Here is an 18,923-nt window from a genome sequence, read left to right as displayed (position 1 = left end):
TTCACTGCACCTCGACGATTTCCAAGTGGGGGATCGGGAACACGAGCTTTCCGCCCCAGGCCCCGATGGAGGAGAGTTGTTCGGTCAGTTCCTCCCGGAGGTTCCACGGGAGGACGAGCACGTAGTCGGGCCGGTCCGCTTCGATCCGCTCGGGGGGCAGCACCGGGATGCGCGTGCCCGGCGTGAACCGGCCGTGCTTGTACGGGTTGCGGTCGACCGTGTACTGCAGCAGGTCCGTCCGGATGCCGCAGTGGTTCAGCAGGGTGTTGCCCTTGCCCGGGGCGCCGTAGCCGACGACGGTCTTCCCGTCGTTGCGCGCCTCGATGAGGAACTTCAGCAGGTCAAGCCGCACGCGGGTGACGCGCTCGGCGAACTCGGTGTACCCGGACAGCTCGTGCAGCCCGGCGGCCTTTTCGCGCTCCAGGACGTCGGTCATCCGCTCGCTGGGCTCGCCCGCCACCTCTGCCGGACGTGCCCACAGCCGGATCGACCCGCCGTGCGTGGGCACGAGTTCGACGTCGACCACGGTCAGCCCGCCGGTCGCCAGCGCCCGGCGGGCGGATTCGACGGTGTAGTACTGGAAGTGCTCGTGGTAGATCGTGTCGTACTGGTTCTTCTCGATCAGCGTGAGCAGGTGCTGGACCTCGATCGAGACCCACCCGTCGTCCGCGACCAGCGCCCGGAGGCCCTTGGTGAAGCCGAGGACGTCGGGGATGTGCGCGTAGACGTTGTTCGCGGCGACGAGGTCCGCGGGCCCGTGCTCCTCGCGGACTTTCAGGCCGGTTTCCTCGGAGAGGAAGGCCGTCAGGGTGGGCACGCCGGCGTCGCGCGCCGCCTGCCCGACGTTCACCGAAGGTTCGACGCCCAGACACCGGATCCCGTGCCCGACGACGTGCTTGAGCAGGTAACCGTCGTTGCTCGCCACCTCGACGACGAAGGACTTTTCGCCGAGCCCGAGCCGTTCCACCGAGCCGTCGACGAAGCGCTTCGCGTGCTCGACCCACGACGTCGAGAAGGACGAGAAGTACGCGTACTCGGTGAAGGTGTCGTCGGGGTCGATCAGCGGCGGGATCTGGGCGAGCCAGCAGTCGGTGCACACCTTCAGGTGGAGCGGGAAGGTGGCTTCCGGCTCGTCGAGCTGCTCGGCCGTCAAAAATCGCTCACACGGGGGAGTCGCGCCGAGGTCGACGACGCTGGCCGTGCTTGTCGAACCGCAGAGTCGACATGTGGTCATCTACCAGGCTCCTTGGCTCGCGGTCGCGATGTGCACCAGACACGTCGACCGGCGCCGGGAGGTCGTTACAGCGACGCGGGAGCCACTGGTGGACCGATTCGCAACCGCAACCTGAATGGGCTAACTGTGTCGGGAATCACCAACCATGCTCTCCCGGACCCGTAACGTCCACAGTGGACGCGCTACGGGGCCGCCCGCCGTCCGGCGGAGAGGGGCTCCTTCGACGGGGGTTCAGGTGAGCTTGCCCGCGGCCGCGGGGTCAGAAATCGCGGACGAGGAAGACGCGGCCGTGCAGGGGATCGGTGACCCAGACCGTGCGCGAGCGCTGGTCGACGGCGACGTCGCCGGGGTTGACGCCCAGTGACAGGTCGCCACTCAGCGTGCCCGCCGTGCCGTCGACGCGGGCGAGCCCGTTCTGGCCGCCGTTGGTGTACACCGTGTTCGTGCCCTGGTGCACCGCCAGCGCGGAGGATTCGCTGCGCAGCAAGACGGTCTTGCGTTCGGTGCGCGTCGCCGCGTCCACAATGGACATGTGGTGGATGCCGGAATTCGCGACGTACACCGTGCCGCTCGCGTGGTGCACCGCGACGCCGGTCGGGTTGCGGCCGACCTTCACCGAGGCGACGAACTTCCCGCCGTCGATCGAGAACACCTCGACCGAATCGGTGGTGGTGCTCGCGCAGTAGGCCAGCTTGCGGCCGGGGTCGACGCCGATCCCGGCGAACCCCGGTTCCGGGCCCGGCACGAGCGCCGCCAGCGTGCAGCTCACGCCGTCGAGCACGGCGAGCGTCCCGGTCGTGCTGCTGGCCACGTAGACGCGGTTCGCCCCTTCGTCGACCGCCAGCGCCGAGGCGCCGTCGCCCGCGCCGATCACGCTCACCAGGTCGTGGGTCCGGCCGTCCAGCACCACCACCGTGCCCGCCGGCGGGTTCGCCACGTAGATCCGGCCGGCCTTCGGGTCGACCGCGACGTCGCCGGGTTCGCCGCCGACGTGGACCACGTCGGCGACCGACGCGCTGCGCGGATCCACCGCGGAAACGGTCCCGGCCTGGGCGTCGGTGACGTACCCGAACCCGGTGACGGGGTTCACCGCGACCCCGGCCGGTGCCCCGCCGAGGTCGATCGACCGGACGTCCGCCGCGCGCGCCGTCCCGGGCAGGACGAGCGCGCCGACGCCCGCCGTGACCAGGGCGAACAGGGTGCGCCGGGGGAGCAGGCCACCTCGCATCGGCACCTCCGATCCTGATCATCCGCCGCCCGAGCGTAACCCGCGCCATGCCCACCTGAAGGAACTTCGCGTCCCCCGATCGCGTTGTTTCCACTGGGTAAACCCACTCGGGACAGCGGACGGAGGCGAGCGCGCGTGCACGGGCACCAGAACGGACTCAAGACGGCCTTGCTGCTCGGTCTGCTGTCGGCGATCATCGTCGCGCTCAGCGGGCTCTTCGGCCGGGGCGCGCTGGTCATCGGGCTGGTCGTCGCCCTCGGGATGAACGCGTTCGCCTACTTCGATTCCGGCAAGCTGGCGTTGCGCGCGATGCGGGCGCGGCCGGTGTCCGAGGTCGAGCAGCCCGCGATGTACCGGATCGTGCGCGAGCTCGCGCAGGTCGCCCGGCAGCCGATGCCGCAGCTGTACATCAGCCCGACGGTCGCGCCCAACGCGTTCGCGACCGGCCGCAGCCCGCGGCACGCCGCCGTGTGCTGCACCACCGGCATCCTCGCCCTGCTCGACGAGCGCGAGCTGCGGGCCGTGCTCGGCCACGAGCTGTCGCACGTCTACAACCGCGACATCCTCATCTCGTGCGTGGCCGGCGCGCTGGCCAGCGTGATCAGCGTGCTCGCGAACATCGCGTTGTTCTTCGGCGGCAGCAACCGCGACGGAAACCCGCTGCTCAGCCTGCTGCTGATCTTCGTCGGGCCGATCGCGGCCGCCGTCATCCGGATGGGCGTCAGCCGGTCGCGGGAGTACCAGGCCGACGCGTCCGGCGCGGAGCTGACCGGCGACCCGCTGGGCCTGGCTTCGGCGCTGCGGAAGCTGGAAGCCGGCACGCGGGCGCGGCCGCTGGCCGCCGAGCCGCAGCTGGTGTCGCAGTCCCACCTGATGATCGCGAACCCGTTCCGCCCCGGCGAGGGCCTGAGCAAGCTGTTCTCGACCCACCCGCCGATCTCCGACCGCATCGCCCGGCTCGAAGAGCTGGCGCGCCGCCGAGAGTTCTAGGCCGACGCTCCCGCCGCCACGGCGACCGCCTTCACGTAGTCGCCGTAGCCGGACTTCGCCAGCTTCGCGCCCAGCGCGTAGCACTCGTCGGCGTCGATGAAGCCCATGCGCAGCGCGATCTCCTCGAGGCAGGCGATGCGCACGCCGGTGCGGTGCTCCAGCACCTGCACGAACTGGCCGGCTTCGAGCAGCGAGTCGTGCGTGCCGGTGTCGAGCCAGGCGAACCCGCGGCTGAGCTCGACCAGCGTGGCGCGGTCCTGGCGCAGGTAGGTCAGGTTGACGTCGGTGATCTCGAGCTCACCGCGCCCCGACGGCTGCAGCGCGCGGGCGATGTCGACGACCTGGTTGTCGTAGAAGTACAGACCGGTGATCGCCTTGTTGGAGCGCGGCTTCAGCGGCTTCTCCTCGATGGTGATCAGCTTGCCCGCGTCGTCGACCTCGCCGACGCCGTAGCGCTCGGGGTCCTTGACCGGGTAGCCGAACAGGACACAGCCGTCGAGTTCGCGCACCGCCTGCTGCAGCCGGCCGGAGAAGCCCTGGCCGTAGAAGATGTTGTCGCCGAGGACGAGCGCCACGTCGTCGTCGCCGATGAAGTCCGCGCCGATCACGAAGGCCTCGGCCAGCCCGTTCGGGCTCGGCTGCTCGGCGTAGGAGAACGAGACGCCGAACTGGTCGCCGTTGCCCAGCAGCCTGCGGAACATCGGCAGGTCGGTGGGGGTGGAGATGAGCAGGATCTCGCGGATCCCGGCCAGCATCAGCACCGAGATCGGGTAGTAGACCATCGGCTTGTCGTAAACCGGCAGCAGCTGCTTGGACACCGCCTGGGTGATCGGGTGCAGGCGTGTCCCGCTGCCTCCGGCCAGCACGATCCCCTTCATGGACTGCCTCCCTGTTCCCGTGGCCGCGACCCGCCCACCCTACGGGCCGTCGCTAGAAGGCGGATCCTTTACCGAAGTAGGCCTTGCAGCCGGCGTTGTCCTCGGTGGCGATCTCCAGCACGTTCCGGCCGTCGTCGACCGGCAGCAGCGTCGAGGAGTAGTTGGGGCAGAAGTGGTTCCGGATGCCGGTGATGTGCACGGGCGCGGGCAGTTCGTACCAGTGGCCGCTGCCGAAGTCGTCGTTCGCGAGCAGGACCTGGCCGTTCCGCGGCTGCGGCACGCCCTTCGCGTCGGTGTAGATCTGCCCGACCATGACGATCCGCACGCCGTTCGGGCCGCCGGGGAACAGCGTGATCGTCTGCGCGTGCTGGAAGTAGTTGCCGGTGGCGGTGTCGACGCGGGTGCCGGGGTCGGCGGGGTCGCCCCAGTTGGCGCCGTCGGCGGAGATCTTGAAGTACGGGTCGCAGTAGCGGTCGCGGAAGTTGCAGATCTCGTAGGTGAAGAAGTAGCGGCCGTCGGGCAGCCGCCGGATGATCGGCATGCCCGGCCGGACGCGGTCCGGCGAGATCGCCATGGTGAGCTGCTTGGTGCCCCAGTTCACGCCGTCGGTCGAGGCGACCCGGTTGAGCACCTGCGCGTACTTCGGCGCCTGCGTCTCGTCGGCGAAGTGGAGCCAGAGCGTGCCGCCGGCGTCGACGGTGAACTCGGGCTCCCAGACGCCGTCGATGTTGTGCGACCGCGCGGCCTCGGACAGGAAGCTCCACGAGCGGCCGGCGTCCCTGCTGGCCCAGACGCGGATCCCGATGCGGCGCCGCGGCCCGGCGTCCTGCCGGTAGGACGCGGCCCACAGCAGCGTGCCCGCGCGCAGCTTGCCGACGCGTTCGGGCAGTTCGTAGACGGTGCCGCAGCACATGCCGGACCGGCCGTCGGGGTCGCGGATCGCGCCGATCTCGTGGAACGACTCGCCTTCGTCGGTGCTCTCCAGCACGGGCGTGAACTTGCCGTGGGCGTCTTCGCTGGTCAGGGTGGCGATGATGCGTCCGCGGCCGTGCTCCAGCCGAATCAAACGCGCGTAGGCGCCGAAGCCGGGGATGAGCTGCTTGCGTTCGGCCGCGCTCGCCGGTGTCAGCAGCGAGGCGACGGCGGCGAGCGTCAGCACGAAGACCAGCGAACGGCGCACCTCGGCCCCCTTCCACACGGTGACCGCGCGATTACAACACGGTTGGCGACCGGTCACGGGGCGCATTCACGCGTTCGGGTAACGCCGTCGCGGCCGGAGCCGAAAGGATCACGGAGGGCCTTGAGGGGGAAACATGAAGATCCGGCTGGGTGGCTTGCTGCTGGTGGTGCTGGCATCGGCGTGCGCGCCGCCACCGATCGGCTACGGCGAGATCGTCGCGGATCCCAGCTCGGTGCCCACTTCGGCCGCGCCTGCACCGGCTGTTCCGCGTGACGTGCCGACGGAGACGCACACGGGCACGGGCAGCGGCGAGTTCCGCACGACGTGGCCGGCGGACCAGCTGGGTTTCTTCACGTTCGACTGCCCGAAGTGCGCGGCCAACGTGATCATCGACACCGACGGCGGCGAGCACGGCCTGGTCAACGCGATCGGCGCGTACAAGGGCACGAAGTGGCTGAACACGGACCCGGACCGCCCGGTGCGGCGGGTGACGGTCCACGCGAACGCCCCCTGGACGGCGACGATCGCGGATCACCGAAGCGTCGTGACGGCGGAGACCGGGACCTCGGGCAAGGGCGACGCGGTGCTGAGACTGCCGGCGGGGGTGACGCGCATCCACTTCACGGCGAAGACGCGCGGCAACGTCGGGCTGTGGGTGATGTCCCCGGAGGACCGCGACCTGATCCTCAACCAGATCGGCGACCTGCAGGTGGAGCGGGACGTCCGCGGACCGGCGTACCTGCAGGTGGAGGGGTACGAGGCGAGCTGGACGCTGACCCCGTCCTGAGCGGGCACCCGGCAACCGGGTGCCCGCGGCGGCGTCACCGGTAGTTGGTGAACTGCAGTGCGATCTCGAAGTCCTTGCCCTTCAGCAGGGCGATGATCTCCTGCAGCTGGTCCTTCTTCTTGCCCGACACCCGCAGCTGGTCGCCCTGGATCTGGGCCTGGACGCCCTTGGGACCTTCGTCGCGGATGAACTTGGCGATCTGCTTCGCCTTGTCGGAGGCGATGCCCTGCAGGATCTTGCCGGAGATCTTGTAGATCCTGCCCGACAGCGCCGGCTCGCCGGCTTCGAAGGCCTTCAGGGAGATGCTGCGCTTGATCAGCTTCTCCCTGAACACCTCGACCGCGGCCAGCGCGCGCTCCTCGGTCTCGGACTCGATCGTGATGGCCTCCTCGCCGGCCCAGTTGATCGTCGTGCCGGTGCCGCGGAAGTCGAACCGGGTGCCGAGTTCCTTGCTCGCCTGGTTCAGCGCGTTGTCCACCTCCTGGCGGTCGACCTTGCTCACGACGTCGAAAGAGGGATCCGCCACGTGTCCTCACACCTCGTACTCGCTTGTCAGGGGCCACCCAGCCTAGCCCCCACCGGGGGAGGGGTATCCCGGTTGACCCCTACGGGGAGGCGTTGGGTAAGCTTTCCGAGGCCGGTGCGACCGGCCTGGGCGGGTTACCCGAGTGGCCAAAGGGGACTGGCTGTAAACCAGTTGGCATTGCCTACGGGGGTTCGAATCCCTCACCCGCCACGTTCGTTCGTGAGAGAGCCCTGTCTGCAGAATGCGCAGACGGGGCTCTCTTCCGTTGTGTCCCTTGGGGTCGAACCCCCAAACCCCCGCCAAGGGGCTCCGCCCCCTGGACCCCCGGCCGGGGTCACCTTTCGAGTTCGGTGCCGTCCCCGTGGAAGAGGTGACGAACGGCCGGTTCCCCGCGGGAAGGGGAACCGGCCGTTCGGGGCGGCGGCGCTCGGGGTTACGCCGCCTGGGAAACCGGCGTTGAAGCCGGGGTCAGGGCCAGGTCCAGGACCTCGCGGACGTTCGCCACCGGGTGGACGTCCAGCTGGGCGAGCACCTCGGCCGGGACGTCGTCCAGGTCCGGCTCGTTGCGCTGGGGGATGATCACCGTCTTCATCCCCGCCCGGTGGGCTGCCAGCAGCTTCTGCTTCACGCCGCCGATCGGGAGGACGCGGCCGGTCAGGGACACCTCGCCCGTCATCGCCACGTCCGCGCGGACCACGCGGCCGGACAGCAGGGACGCCAGCGCCGTCGTCATCGTGATGCCCGCCGACGGGCCGTCCTTCGGGACCGCGCCCGCCGGGACGTGGACGTGGATGCCGCGCTCGCGGAGGTCGCCCACCGGGAGCTCCAGCTCCGCGCCGTGCGAGCGCAGGTAGGACAGCGCGATCTGCACCGACTCCTTCATCACGTCGCCGAGCTGGCCGGTCAGCTGCAGGCCGGATGCGCCGGACTCCTTGTCCGCCAGCGACGCCTCGACGTAGAGGACGTCACCGCCCGCACCCGTCACCGCCAGGCCCGTCGCCACGCCCGGGGTCGCCGTGCGCTGGGTCGACGCCGGGAGTGACGACTCCGGCAGGTGCCGCGGGCGGCCGAGGTACGTCTCCAGAGAAGAGGCGTCCACGGTCAGCGGCAAGGAAACCTCGTCCAGGGCCACCTTGGTCGCGATCTTCCGCAGCACCTTGGCGATGGTCCGGTTCGCGTCGCGCACGCCCGCCTCGCGGGTGTACTCGGCGGCGATCCGGCTGAACGCCGCGTCCGTCAGGACGACGTCCGCGGCACCCAGCCCGGCGCGCTCCAGCTCGCGGGGGAGCAGGTGGTCGCGGGCGATGGTGACCTTCTCGTGCTCGGTGTAGCCGTCCAGCGTGACGAGCTCCATGCGGTCCAGCAGCGGGCCGGGGATCGTCTCCAGCGCGTTGGCCGTGGCCAGGAACACGACGTCGGACAGGTCCAGCTCGACCTCGAGGTAGTGGTCGCGGAACGTGTGGTTCTGCTCCGGGTCCAGCACTTCGAGCAGCGCCGCGGTCGGGTCGCCGCGGTAGTCGGCGCCCACCTTGTCGATTTCGTCGAGCAGCACGACCGGGTTCATCGAGCCGGCTTCCTTGACGGCGCGGACGATCCGGCCCGGCAGCGCGCCGACGTAGGTGCGGCGGTGGCCGCGGATCTCCGCCTCGTCGCGGATGCCGCCCAGCGCCACGCGGACGAACTTACGGCCCATGGCCTTCGCGACGGACTCGCCCAGCGACGTCTTGCCGACCCCGGGAGGGCCCGCGAGGGCGAGCACGGCTCCGGACCGACGTCCGCCGACCGGGCCGAAGCCCGATTCCGCACGACGCTTGCGCACGGCCAGGTACTCGATGATGCGTTCCTTCACGTCGTCGAGGCCGGCGTGGTCGGCGTCCAGAACGGCCCGCGCGGCGGCGATGTCGTAGACGTCCTCGGTGCGCTCGTTCCAGGGCAGCTCCAGGACGGTGTCCAGCCAGGTGCGGATCCAGCCGCCTTCGGGGGACTGCTCGGACGTGCGGTCCAGTTTGTCCACTTCGGCCAGTGCGGCCTTCTTGACGGTGCCGGGCAGTTCGGCGGCCTCGACGCGGGCGCGGTAGTCGTCGTCCTGCGCCGTGCCGTCGAGCTCGCCGAGCTCCTTGCGGATGGCTTCGAGCTGGCGGCGCAGCAGGAACTCCTTCTGCTGCTTCTCCATGCCCTCGGCGACGTCCTTGCGGATCGTGTCGGTCACCTCGAGCTCGGCCAGGTGCTCCTTGCTCCACTCCAGGGCCTTCTCCAGGCGTGCGGAGACGTCCAGGGCGCCGAGCAGCTCGAGCTTCTGCTCGGTCGACAGGTACGGCGCGTTCCCGGACAGGTCGGCGACCGCGGAGGCGTCCTCGACCTGCTGGACGGCGTCGATCAGCTGCCAGCCGCCGCGCTGCTGGAGTATCGAGATGACGACGGCCTTGTACTCGGCCGCGAGCTTGGCGGTCTGGTCGTCCGTGGTCTCGGGGGCGTCCTCGGCGTGCACCCAGCGGGCGGCGCCGGGGCCGTCGGCGATCCGGCCGACGACCGCGCGGGCCGTGCCGCGCAGCAGGACGGCGGCCTTGCCACCGGGCACGCGGCCGATGCGCTCGACGGTGGCGACGGTGCCGAAGCCGGCGTACTCGCCGTGGGCGCGCGGGACGATGAGGACTTCGGCCTTGGTGGCCGCGGACGAGCGGATGCCGGGGAAGGACGCCTGGGCCGGCGCCTTGGCCTGTGCGGACTCCACCGCGGCCCGCGTCTCGGTGTCGGTCAGGTCGAGCGGGACGACCATGCCCGGCAGCACGACGTCGTCATCGAGCGGGAGCACGGGCAGGAGGCGGGTGTCGGACATGTGCACTCCTCGTGTAGTTGAGTCTGCCTAGCTCAACTCTCCGATGGGTGCGTTTGTTTCCGATGGTGCGTTCGCCCACAGCGATCGGGGAAACCGCAGGTCAGGCCCCTGGCTTCACCCCGACTGCGCACCACGCGAACGGGCGGGCCTCCGCCTCCAGGGCGTTGATCTTGCGATCGGGCCGCCAGTCCGGCAGGTGCACGATGCCCGGCTCGAGCAGCGGCCAGTCGCCGAAGAGCGGCTCGATCTCTTCGCGGTTGCGCAACCAGACCGGGTTGCTCGTCTTCCGGTACTGCTCGACGAACCAGCGCAGCCCGTCGAGCATTTCGCCGGTCCCGTCGCCTTCGCTCATCTGCGAAATCGCCAGCCAGCTGCCCGGCGCGAGCGCGTCGCGGTACGTCGCCAGCAGGCCTTCCGGGTCGTCGTCGGGCCCGACGAAGTGCAGGACCGCCGCCATGATCAGGCAGACCGGCTGGGAGAAGTCGATGAGGCGCTGCGTTTCCGAGGCACGCAGCACGGACTTCGCGTCCCGCATGTCGGCCTGGACGATGCCGGCCCAGTCGGTCGCCACGCCCTCTTCGAGGATGAGCGTCGCGTGGGCGACGGCGACCGGCTCGTAGTCGACGTAGACGACCTTCGCGTCGTGGTCGTCGGACAGTTCCGCCTCGACGACCTCGTGCACGTTGCCCGCCGTCGGCACCCCCGAGCCGAGGTCGATGAACTGCCGGACCCCGGCCCGCAGCGCCGCCCGGACCGCGCGGTTCATGAACTCGCGGTTCTGCTTCGAGCCCGGGCGCACCAGCGGCCACTGCTGCTCCATGCGCCTGCCGAACTCGCGGTCCACGGCCCAGTTCTGGGTACCGCCCAGGTACCAGTCGTAGATCCGGGCCGCGGACGGCTTCTCGGTGTCGACGCCCTCGGGCGCTCTCGGCGCGGAATCCCGCTGGTCGGTCACTTCAGGCTCCCCTCGCTGGTGGCGGAGTTCAGCCTATAAGTCCTGCGCACCGGCGGTAATCCACCAGACAGTTCACCTAACGGCCGGTCGACGCTGCCAGTACGTCCACAGCGGGCGGTACCCCTGCGCGTACCAGAACGGCGTCGACAGCGGGTTCGCCGCCGCGTGGTGCAGCAGGACGGCGTCGGCGCCTTCCTCGTCGAGGACGTGGTGGGCGTGCGTGGCCAGGGCGGTGCCGACGCCGGACGACCGCGCGGCCTCCGCCACGGCCAGCGACGACAGGTAGCCCACGCGGGAAGCGGCGACGCGGCTGCTGATCCAGCCGGTCTCGCCAGGGTGCTGGACGCTCACCATGCCGAGCGGACGGCCGTACAGCTCGGCGATCCACAACGGCGGCTCCGGCCGCTTCAGCTGCTCGGCGAGGTCCTTGGCGAGGATCTCCTCGACGCCGGTGCGCCAGTTCACCGTGCCGTACTGGGCGTCGTAGGAGTGCAGTTCCATGCCGAGCGCCACCGCCGTCTCGAGGTCGCCGGGCTCGGCACGGCGGATCTTGACCCCCGGCGTTCCCAGCGGGGTCGCCGGGATCAGCCGCTGCGCGGGACGGACCGCGATCACCCGCAGCGGCGCGAAGCCGTGGTGCAGCATTTCGCGCGCACCGGCGGCGTCGCGGCTCGCGCGCGGCACGATCGCCGCCGTCTCCGTGTCGCCGCGCTCGGCGACCGCGCGCAGATGTTCATCCCATCGGGTGAGGAGGGCGTCCAGCACGGCCGCCGGCTCCGGGCCGGCCAGCTGGACGTCGAGCCGGTGTTCGGTCAGCGCGCGCCACGGCGCGTTGGGGGCGTCGCGGTCGACCTGGACGCGGGAAGCCAGCCCGGACGCCGCGGAGCTGCCCGTCGCGACCTCCAGGACCACCGCGTTTTCCGCCGCTTCGAAGGGGGCCGAGCCGGGGAGGAGGGAATCCACCGCCGCGAGCCGCGCCGCGTGCTCGGTGGCAATCACATCGCTGTGCATGGGGCCCATTGAAGCGCTACCCGGGCCGGCGTGCGTAGAGAACTGCCCCGGTTTCGACATCCGCCGTTTCACCCCTTGGTCCACGCAGGTCAGCGCGTTCGAGGCATTGTTAACCCTGGGGTGATCTCCTACTGTCTCGAAAGGGACGCGGGTACGCCCTACGGGGTACGGTATGGCCCTTGTCCACACCCGAAGTCACGGATCAGCACCGGTGGACAAGCCTGGAGGGAAGGTCGGATGCCGGACACCAACGCCCACGGTGACGCCGTCGCGCAGGCGCAGCCCGGGCCGGGAGCCGCTTCCGGGACACCACCCGTCTCCGCCGAAGCCCGCACCGACGAACGCCGCTTCCGCGTCTACACCTTCGCCGTCCTGAGCCTCGGGCTCGCCGCCGCGTTCGCGGTCGGCTCGTGGCTGCCGTTCCACTGGGACGACCGGCTGCTGTGGATCGGGCCCGTGCTCGCGGTCGCCTTCCTGCTCGCCGAACAGCTCGGCATCAACGTCGACGTCCGCAGCGGCATCTCGTGGACGATCTCCTTCACCGAGATCCCGCTCGTCATCGGGTTCTTCATCGCGCCGTTCGAGGTCGTGCTGGCCGCGCACCTGATCGCCGGCATCGGCACGCTGCTCGCGCGCAAGGTCGCCGGCCGCGTGCTCTACAACGCGGGCGCGTTCCTGCTCGAGATCACCGGCGCCTTCGCGGTCGCCGGGCTGGTGAAGCACGCCGTCGGGACCGGCGACGGGATCCCGTGGGTCGCGGCGCTGGCCGGCACGCTGACCGCGCCGCTCGTGAGCACCCTGCTCGCACTGGCCGCGGTCCGCGTGCTGCGGCGCCGCATGCGGGTCAGCACCGCCGTCCGGCTCACCGGGCGGATCCTGGTCGTCGGCTTCGTCAACGCGTCCGTCGGCCTCTCCGGCTACCTCGTCATCTCCAGCACGCCGCAGGCGTGGCCGCTGGTGCTCGCCGTCTTCCTCGGCCTCACCGCGCTGTACTGGGCGTACTCCGACCTGCTGCGCGAGCAGCGGGACATGGAGGCGCTCTCGGACGTCAGCCTGATGGTGGCCCGCTCGGGCCAGCAGGCCGCGGCGCGCCCGGCCAGCCGCGCCGACGAGCTCGTCGGCGGCGTCGACGTCCGCGAGTGGGCGACGATCGCCGAGCGCATCAAGGACCAGCTCGCCGCCGGCCGCGTCGTGCTGAGACTCCGGCTCGAACCGAAGGACACCATGCGGGTCGTGGTCGCGGGCGACGACCTGCCGGCCGCCGACCCCGCCGCCGACGACCCGCTGCTGCGGCTGCCCGGCGCGCACGTCCGCCACTTCCGGATCACCGAGGCCAACCCCGACGTCCGCGCGGCACTGCTGGACCGCGGCGCGCAGGAGGCGCTCGTCGTCCCGCTGCGCAGCGCGAACCGGCTGCTCGGCGTCGTCGAGGCGCACGACCGGCTGTCCCGCTGGCGCGGCTTCGGCAAGTACGACGTCCAGCTGCTCGGCACGATGGCCAGCCACCTCGCGACGTCGCTGGACAACCGGCGCCTGCTGGCGACGCTGCGCCACGACGCCTACCACGACCCGCTCACCGGGCACCTCAACCGGCCGGGCTTCCGGCAGGTGGCGAAGGAACCGCTGCGGGACTTCGCCAACGCCGTCGTGCTGCGGATCGACCTCGACGTCTTCTCGACGGTCAGCGACGCGCTCGGCTACGCCTGGGCCGACCGGATGGTCGTCGCCGCCGGCCGTCGCATCCGCGACGCGCTCGGCCCCGACGTCCCGCTCGCCCGGCTCGAAGGCGCGTCCTTCGCGGCGCTGCTCGTCGGCTGCCCGCCGGAGGACGCCCACCACGCGGCGGAACGGCTGCGCGAAGAGCTGTCGGCGCCCTACCCGGTCGACCGGCTCTCGGTCGAGGCGAACGCGATGATCGGCTACGCGACGACCTCCGCGGAGGAACCCGGCGACGTCGTCGACATCGAAGGCCTGCTGCAGCGCGCCGACGTCGCCGTCCGCGCGACGAAGGGCGGCGAAGAGGTCCGCGGCTACGTGCCGAGCATGGGCCAGATCTTCCTGCGCCGCTTCCAGATGGTGACGCAGTTCCGGCAGTCCCTCGAAGACGGCCAGGTCAGCGTGCACTACCAGCCGAAGATCACCCTGCCGAACCGGCAGGTCCAAGGCGTCGAGGCACTGGTCCGCTGGGTGCACCCGGAGTTCGGCAGGCTCGGCCCGGACGAGTTCGTCCCGGCCATCGAGGCGGCCGGCCTGATCGGCGTGCTGACGTCGTTCGTGCTCGGCGAGGCGCTCAAGCGGTGCCGCAAGTGGCTCGACGAGGGCCTGCGGATCTCGGTGGCGGTCAACCTGTCGGTGCGCAACCTGGCCGACGAGGACTTCCCGGCCAAGGTCGCCCGCGAGCTGGAGCACTTCGGCATCCCGCCGGAGCTGCTGACGTTCGAGCTGACCGAGTCCGGCGTGATGTCCGACCCGCAGAAGGCGCTGCCGATCCTGCGCGAGCTGCACTCGCTGGGCATCACCCTCGCCGTCGACGACTTCGGGACGGGTTATTCGTCGCTGGCGTACCTGCGGCAGCTGCCGGTCGACCAGGTCAAGATCGACAAGAGCTTCGTCCTCGGCATGGGCACCGACCTCGGCGACCTCGCGGTGGTCCGGTCGATCGTCGAGCTGGGGCACTCGCTCGGGCTGACGGTGGTGGCCGAGGGCGTCGAGGAAGACGTGGCCCGCGACCAGCTCGAGGCGATGGGGTGTGACGTCGCCCAGGGCTACCTGATCTCGCGGCCGCTGCCGGAGGACCGCCTGGAGGCGTGGCTGCAGGCCCGGACCGCGCGCTCGCCCGGACGCCACTCCGAGACCGTGTTGACCCTGCTGACCTGAGGTTTTGTGCTAAGGGGACCCCGGTTGCACGGCCGGGTGACGGGGGTTGGTAATCTTTCCAAGTCCTCGCGAGAGGCCAGGCCCCTTTAGCTCAGTCGGCAGAGCGTCTCCATGGTAAGGAGAAGGTCTACGGTTCGATTCCGTAAAGGGGCTCCGCGAGTGGGCGAGCTATGCTTGCAGAAAGCGCAAGCATAGCTCGCTTCGCGGTGTCCATCTGGGGGCCGAGCCCCCAGACCCCCGCCAAGGGGCTTCGCCCCCTGGACCCCCGGGGTGGGCATGCTAGGCATGTTAGGGCGGTGTAGCTCAGTTGGCAGAGCAAGCGGCTCATAATCGCTGTGTCGCCGGTTCAAGTCCGGCCACCGCTACGCGGTAACGACGGGGCTGGCCCCCGGGACCTGAGAGAGAAGGAAACGCTGTGGCTGCCACCGACGTGCGACCCAAGATCACGCTGGCGTGCGAAGAGTGCAAGCACCGCAACTACATCACCAAGAAGAACCGGCGCAACAACCCGGATCGCCTGGAGATGAAGAAGTTCTGCCCGAACTGCGGTACGCACCGGACGCACAAGGAAACCCGCTGACGTAGCGCGTTCACCAGCTTCAAGAAGCCGCCCTGGATCACCAGGGCGGCTTCTTGCTGTTGGTAGCCTCGTCGCCGTGCCCTTGGACCAGTCGTTCGCCGGGCGGAGTTATCCGCCGCAGACCAGTTACGAAGTGAGCCGGGAGAAGATCCGGGAGTTCGCCGACGCGATCGGCGACGCCAACCCGGTCTACCGCGACCCGGAGGCGGCCCGCGAAGCCGGTCACCCCGACGTGATCGCCCCGCCGACCTTCCTCACGATCATCAACCTCGCCTCGATCAACGCGATCGTCGCCGACCCCGAGCTCGGCCTCGACTACTCGCGGATGGTGCACGGCGACCAGGGCTTCACCTACACGCGCCCGGTGTTCGCCGGCGACGTGCTCGAGGTGACCACCCACATCGACGGCATCATGAACCGCGCCGGGAACGACTTCATCACCCTGCGCGCCGACATCACCGACGCCGCCGGCCAGAAGGTCTGCACCACCCGCGCGCAGCTGGTGGTCCGAGGGGAGAACGCGTGAACACAGCTTACGGGGGTCCGGGTGGCGGAGCCCCCGGCCGGGGCGAAGCCCCGCATGTCACAGCCGCTTACGGGGGTCCGGGTGGCGGAGCCCCCGGCCGGGGCGAAGCCCCGCATGTCACAGCCGCTTACGGGGGTCCGGGTGGCGGAGCCCCCGGCCGGGGCGAAGCCCCGCATGTCACAGCCGGCGACGAGCTGCCCGCCCTCGAAGTCCGGATCACCCGCGAGCAGCTGGTCCGCTACGCCGGGGCGGCACTGGACTTCAACCCGATCCACTGGAACGAGGCGTTCGCGAAGGACGTCGGCCTGCCGGACGTCATCGCGCACGGGATGCTGACCATGGCGGTCGCCGGGCGCGTGGTCACCGACTGGCTCGGCGACCCGGCCCGGCTGGTCGACTTCAGCGCCCGCTTCACCCGGCCGGTCGTGGTGCCGAACACGGCCGAGGGCGCGCTGGTGGAGATCACCGGCAAGGTCGCCGACGTCAAGGACGACGGCATCGCGCGGATCGACCTCGTGGTGAAGTTCGACGGGAAGACGGTGCTCGGGAAGCCCCAGGCCCTGGTCCGCTTCTGAGGCGGCGGCTGTCCCCGCTACGGCAGCTTCAGGACGGCCAGCACCGCGTCGGCCATGCCCTGCTCTCCCCGGGCGTTCGGGTGGAGAGGGGCGGCCGGCGCGGCCGGCAGCAGGCCCTCCACCCAGCGCTCGTCCGGCGCCGAGCACACGTCGTGCCCCTTCCCGGGTGTGGCCGTGTCCGCGTACCCCGCCCGGTGCGCGTCCGCCTGGTCCTCCAGCATCTTGTTCAGCTTGCCCAGCGCGCCGCGGAAGTACTCGATGTCCCCCGCGCCGAACGGCAGGGACGGCCAGCAGCCGGCGCCGTCGGGCAGGACGGCCGGGTAGCCGACCACCACCACCTTGGCCTTCGGGGCCTGCTTGTGGATCCGGTCGAGGATCGCGGCGATCTTCGGGGCCGTCGCGTCGATGCGCTCGGCCAGCTGGTCGCGGCCGCCTGCCGTCAGCCGGTCCCGGCACGGCGAGGCGTCCTGACGCGTCGTCGCGCAGCCCGACGCGTACGAGAAGAAGCCGACGTCGTTGCCGCCGATGCCCACGGTCACCAGCGTCGTTGCCGCCGTCACCGCGTCCAGCTGCGGGGGATTCGTCCCGTTCCCCGTCTTCTGCGCCCCGGTCAGGTGCGCCGTCGTCGCGCCACTGCAGCTGACGTCGGCGAACTGGGCCGGCTTCAGCTTCGCCGACACCAGGTGCGGGTAGTTGTCGTCCGAGCGGTCGCAGCCGGCCGGGGTCCCCGCCTGCCGTCCGGTCCGCGGCGACGAGGTGTACGAGTCACCGAGTGCGACGTAGCGGCCCGAGCCGCCCCCGGTGTCGACGCCCTCCGGTGGCGCCGACGACGAGCCGTGCTGCCACTTGTAGTACCCGAAGGCCAGCAGCCCGACCACGAGCACGACCACCAGGCACCCGCCGCCACCGCTCTTCTTCGCCACTTGTTCGTTTCTACCGAAGCCGCCGCGCCACCGACCTAGTCAATCCGGGTGATGCGGTACGCCGGACGGGGTCAGTTCGCGCTCGTGATCAGTTCGGCGGCGAGGTCCAGGGCGTGGTCGACGTCCTTCGCGACGTAGTGCAGGTCGACGAGCACCTCCGAAATGCCCAGCCGCCGGGCCACGTCGAGGCAGGGGAGGACGTCGGGGGCCGTCTCGACGGTGGTGCCCCGCCGCGGGTTGATGCGCAGGACGCGGCGCAGCGCGCCCGGGTCGCGTCCGGCCTTCCCGGCCGCTTCGAGCGCCACCGACCAGAGGCCGGTCAGGTACCGCTCCGGCATCCAGCCGGCGAGCCAGCCGTCCGCGCGGCGCCCCACCCGGGCCAGTGCCGGCGGCGAGAACCCGCCGAGCAGCACCGGCGGGCGCGGGTCCTGCGCGGGGCGCAGGCCCACCGTCGACGGCGCGATCCGCCATTGCGAGCCTTCGTGCTCCGCCGGATCGCCGGTCCACAGCGCGTCGAGCGCGTCGAGCAGCTCTTCGAGCCGCTTGCCCCGGCCGTCCCACGGCACCCCGGTGGCGAAGTACTCCTCGCGCAGCCAGCCGAGCCCGAAACCGACGTCCAGCCGCCCCGAGCTGGCCAGGTCGAGCGAGGTCAGCGCCCTGGCCAGCAGCACCGGGGAATAGACCGGGCCGGTCAGCGCGCTCGTCCCCAGCCGGGCCGTGCGGGTCACCGCGGCGGCGGTCGCCAGGGTCGTGAACGGGTCGGCGAAGGTCTCGAACTCCTGGGGGTACGGGTGTTCCGGCGTCCCACCGCCCGGGTACAGGTCCGACGGCTCCAGCGGCGCCAGGATCCGGTCGCCCACCCAGAGCGAGGTGTAGCCGAGGTCCTCCGCCGCCGTCGCGAAGCGCGCCACAGCGGCGGGTTCGGCGAGGGCGCCGTACTGGGGGAGTGCGAGCCCGAGCCGCATCGGATCCCCCGCCGGACGGGGGGTGGTCGTCATGGCGGACATCCTGGCATGATCAGGTGGCCGGCGGGGAGTTTTCCGCTGGCCGGCCGGGGTGCGGTGGTCGATCGGGGGGCGCGGTTGCGGGCTCCCGCGAGGCTTGCCGTAGACTTCGGGACTTGGAACGCACTACGGTCATCCCCGCCTGGATGGTGGGGATGCTGGAATGCGTCCTCCGGGGCTCCGAGAGATCGGGGCTCCACAGGGGTGTAGCTCAATTGGCAGAGCAGCGGTCTCCAAAACCGCAGGTTGCAGGTTCAAGTCCTGTCACCCCTGCGTAACGGAACTGGTGGAGCGGAGGAGTGGTCGTGAGCGACAGCGACGCCAGCGGCGGCGAGCAGGAGCAGGACGGCACCGGGCAGAAGCCCGAGAGCCAGTCCCGTCCCGTCACAGCCGCCGCCCGGCGTGAACGCCGTGCGACCGCTCGTCCGGCGGGGAAGTCCGCGGCACGTGCGGACGACAAGACCCGTCCGGCCGGGAAGTCGGGGGAGAAGGCCGCCCCGGACGCGAAGGGCGCTCCGACTCCGAAGCGCGACCAGAAGCCGAAGAAGGCTTCCGTGTTCGCGCGGCTGGTGCGCTTCATCCGCGAGGTCTGGGCGGAACTGCGCAAGGTCATCTGGCCCAACCGCAAGCAGATGGTCACCTACACGGTGGTCGTGCTCGCTTTCGTGGTGTTCATGGTGGGCCTGGTGAGCGTGCTCGACCTGGCATTCAAGTGGGGCATCGGCAAGATCTTCGGCTGACGCGCCCCCGGCGCGCGCCGATTGGGGCCCAGGTCCCGGCCTTGGCCCGCAATGATCAACTGAGAGGACGGAA

At 70.7% G+C, this 18,923-nt stretch carries 17 protein-coding genes and 4 tRNA genes; 11 read left to right on the top strand and 10 right to left on the bottom strand.

Translation table 11 applies throughout. The features are described from left to right. Position 1: 1 nt before the first annotated feature. Both ACLJQE_RS14610 and ACLJQE_RS14605 read right to left on the bottom strand, forming a co-directional pair. On the bottom strand, positions 2-1,234 hold the full coding sequence (locus ACLJQE_RS14610; protein WP_410639706.1) for a class I SAM-dependent methyltransferase: 1,233 nt from the start codon (positions 1,232-1,234) through the stop codon (positions 2-4). Between the two features lie 259 nt (positions 1,235-1,493). Next, on the bottom strand, positions 1,494-2,462 hold the full coding sequence (locus tag ACLJQE_RS14605; protein WP_410639806.1) for a YncE family protein: 969 nt from the start codon (positions 2,460-2,462) through the stop codon (positions 1,494-1,496). 135 nt (positions 2,463-2,597) lie between these two features. Here ACLJQE_RS14605 and htpX point away from each other — a divergent pair, with 135 nt between their 5' ends. Further along, the gene (gene htpX / locus ACLJQE_RS14600; RefSeq protein WP_410639705.1) at positions 2,598-3,452 is read left to right on the top strand and encodes a zinc metalloprotease HtpX; all 855 of its coding nucleotides are present in this window, start codon (positions 2,598-2,600) and stop codon (positions 3,450-3,452) included. Here htpX and rfbA read toward each other — a convergent pair. Together rfbA and ACLJQE_RS14590 are read right to left on the bottom strand one after the other, a co-directional pair. Beyond that, the gene (gene rfbA / locus ACLJQE_RS14595; protein ID WP_410639704.1) at positions 3,449-4,330 is read right to left on the bottom strand and encodes a glucose-1-phosphate thymidylyltransferase RfbA; all 882 of its coding nucleotides are present in this window, start codon (positions 4,328-4,330) and stop codon (positions 3,449-3,451) included. The two genes, htpX and rfbA, sit on opposite strands and share 4 nt — an antisense overlap. Before the next feature lie 52 nt (positions 4,331-4,382). Beyond that, positions 4,383-5,510: a sialidase family protein gene (locus tag ACLJQE_RS14590; RefSeq protein WP_410639703.1), complete on the bottom strand. Its 1,128-nt coding sequence runs from the start codon at positions 5,508-5,510 to the stop codon at positions 4,383-4,385. 133 nt (positions 5,511-5,643) lie between these two features. On the opposite strand from ACLJQE_RS14590, the gene ACLJQE_RS14585 reads away from it, so the two are divergent. Continuing rightward, positions 5,644-6,297, top strand: a complete 654-nt coding sequence (locus tag ACLJQE_RS14585; protein ID WP_410639702.1) for a hypothetical protein — start codon at positions 5,644-5,646, stop codon at positions 6,295-6,297. 34 nt (positions 6,298-6,331) lie between these two features. On the opposite strand, the gene ACLJQE_RS14580 is transcribed toward ACLJQE_RS14585, so the two are convergent. Next, on the bottom strand, positions 6,332-6,823 hold the full coding sequence (locus ACLJQE_RS14580) for a YajQ family cyclic di-GMP-binding protein (RefSeq protein WP_410639701.1): 492 nt from the start codon (positions 6,821-6,823) through the stop codon (positions 6,332-6,334). A 128-nt stretch (positions 6,824-6,951) separates the two neighbouring features. Between ACLJQE_RS14580 and ACLJQE_RS14575 the strand changes: the two genes are divergently transcribed. Continuing rightward, positions 6,952-7,033: transfer RNA gene (locus ACLJQE_RS14575), tRNA-Tyr, on the top strand. Positions 7,034-7,256: 223 nt separating this feature from the next. On the opposite strand, the gene lon is transcribed toward ACLJQE_RS14575, so the two are convergent. The 3 genes from lon to ACLJQE_RS14560 form a co-directional block, all read right to left on the bottom strand. Beyond that, the gene (gene lon, locus ACLJQE_RS14570) at positions 7,257-9,659 is read right to left on the bottom strand and encodes an endopeptidase La (protein WP_410639700.1); all 2,403 of its coding nucleotides are present in this window, start codon (positions 9,657-9,659) and stop codon (positions 7,257-7,259) included. A gap of 100 nt (positions 9,660-9,759) precedes the next feature. Continuing rightward, positions 9,760-10,614, bottom strand: coding sequence for an SAM-dependent methyltransferase (locus tag ACLJQE_RS14565; protein WP_410639699.1), 855 nt, complete (start codon positions 10,612-10,614; stop codon positions 9,760-9,762). Between the two features lie 72 nt (positions 10,615-10,686). Next, a complete protein-coding gene (locus tag ACLJQE_RS14560) occupies positions 10,687-11,634 on the bottom strand; it encodes a GNAT family N-acetyltransferase (RefSeq protein ID WP_410639698.1) in 948 nt (315 codons plus the stop codon). Positions 11,635-11,862: 228 nt separating this feature from the next. On the opposite strand from ACLJQE_RS14560, the gene ACLJQE_RS14555 reads away from it, so the two are divergent. The 6 genes from ACLJQE_RS14555 to ACLJQE_RS14530 all read left to right on the top strand — a co-directional run bounded on the left by ACLJQE_RS14555 (position 11,863) and on the right by ACLJQE_RS14530 (position 16,183). Beyond that, positions 11,863-14,502 carry a putative bifunctional diguanylate cyclase/phosphodiesterase gene (locus ACLJQE_RS14555; protein WP_410639697.1) on the top strand — a complete coding sequence of 880 codons (2,640 nt, stop codon included), beginning with the start codon at positions 11,863-11,865 and terminating at the stop codon, positions 14,500-14,502. A gap of 80 nt (positions 14,503-14,582) precedes the next feature. Beyond that, positions 14,583-14,655: transfer RNA gene (locus ACLJQE_RS14550), tRNA-Thr, on the top strand. Positions 14,656-14,794: 139 nt separating this feature from the next. Next, positions 14,795-14,867, top strand: a tRNA-Met gene (locus tag ACLJQE_RS14545). A 50-nt stretch (positions 14,868-14,917) separates the two neighbouring features. After that, entirely contained in the window at positions 14,918-15,082 is a 165-nt protein-coding gene (gene rpmG / locus ACLJQE_RS14540; RefSeq protein ID WP_005152047.1) for a 50S ribosomal protein L33, read from the top strand. A gap of 76 nt (positions 15,083-15,158) precedes the next feature. Next, complete coding sequence (locus ACLJQE_RS14535; RefSeq protein WP_410639696.1) at positions 15,159-15,608, top strand: MaoC family dehydratase N-terminal domain-containing protein; 450 nt, start codon at positions 15,159-15,161, stop codon at positions 15,606-15,608. Between the two features lie 194 nt (positions 15,609-15,802). Further along, a complete protein-coding gene (locus ACLJQE_RS14530; protein WP_410639805.1) occupies positions 15,803-16,183 on the top strand; it encodes a MaoC family dehydratase in 381 nt (126 codons plus the stop codon). Positions 16,184-16,200: 17 nt separating this feature from the next. Here the strand turns inward: ACLJQE_RS14530 and ACLJQE_RS14525 are convergent, their stop codons facing one another. Together ACLJQE_RS14525 and ACLJQE_RS14520 are read right to left on the bottom strand one after the other, a co-directional pair. Beyond that, positions 16,201-17,106, bottom strand: a complete 906-nt coding sequence (locus ACLJQE_RS14525) for an SGNH/GDSL hydrolase family protein (RefSeq protein ID WP_410639695.1) — start codon at positions 17,104-17,106, stop codon at positions 16,201-16,203. A gap of 71 nt (positions 17,107-17,177) precedes the next feature. Then, the gene (locus ACLJQE_RS14520) at positions 17,178-18,104 is read right to left on the bottom strand and encodes a TIGR03619 family F420-dependent LLM class oxidoreductase (RefSeq protein WP_410639694.1); all 927 of its coding nucleotides are present in this window, start codon (positions 18,102-18,104) and stop codon (positions 17,178-17,180) included. 206 nt (positions 18,105-18,310) lie between these two features. Between ACLJQE_RS14520 and ACLJQE_RS14515 the strand changes: the two genes are divergently transcribed. Together ACLJQE_RS14515 and secE are read left to right on the top strand one after the other, a co-directional pair. Further along, positions 18,311-18,383: transfer RNA gene (locus ACLJQE_RS14515), tRNA-Trp, on the top strand. Positions 18,384-18,409: 26 nt separating this feature from the next. After that, positions 18,410-18,850, top strand: coding sequence for a preprotein translocase subunit SecE (gene secE, locus ACLJQE_RS14510; RefSeq protein WP_410639693.1), 441 nt, complete (start codon positions 18,410-18,412; stop codon positions 18,848-18,850). Positions 18,851-18,923: the final 73 nt, after the last annotated feature.

The sequence above is a fragment of the Amycolatopsis sp. lyj-346 genome (genome assembly GCF_046548975.1).
Classification (GTDB): Bacteria; Actinomycetota; Actinomycetes; order Mycobacteriales; family Pseudonocardiaceae; genus Amycolatopsis.
The sequence above is the reverse complement of the archived record's forward strand: the minus strand, read 5'-3'. Positions and strand labels throughout refer to the sequence as shown.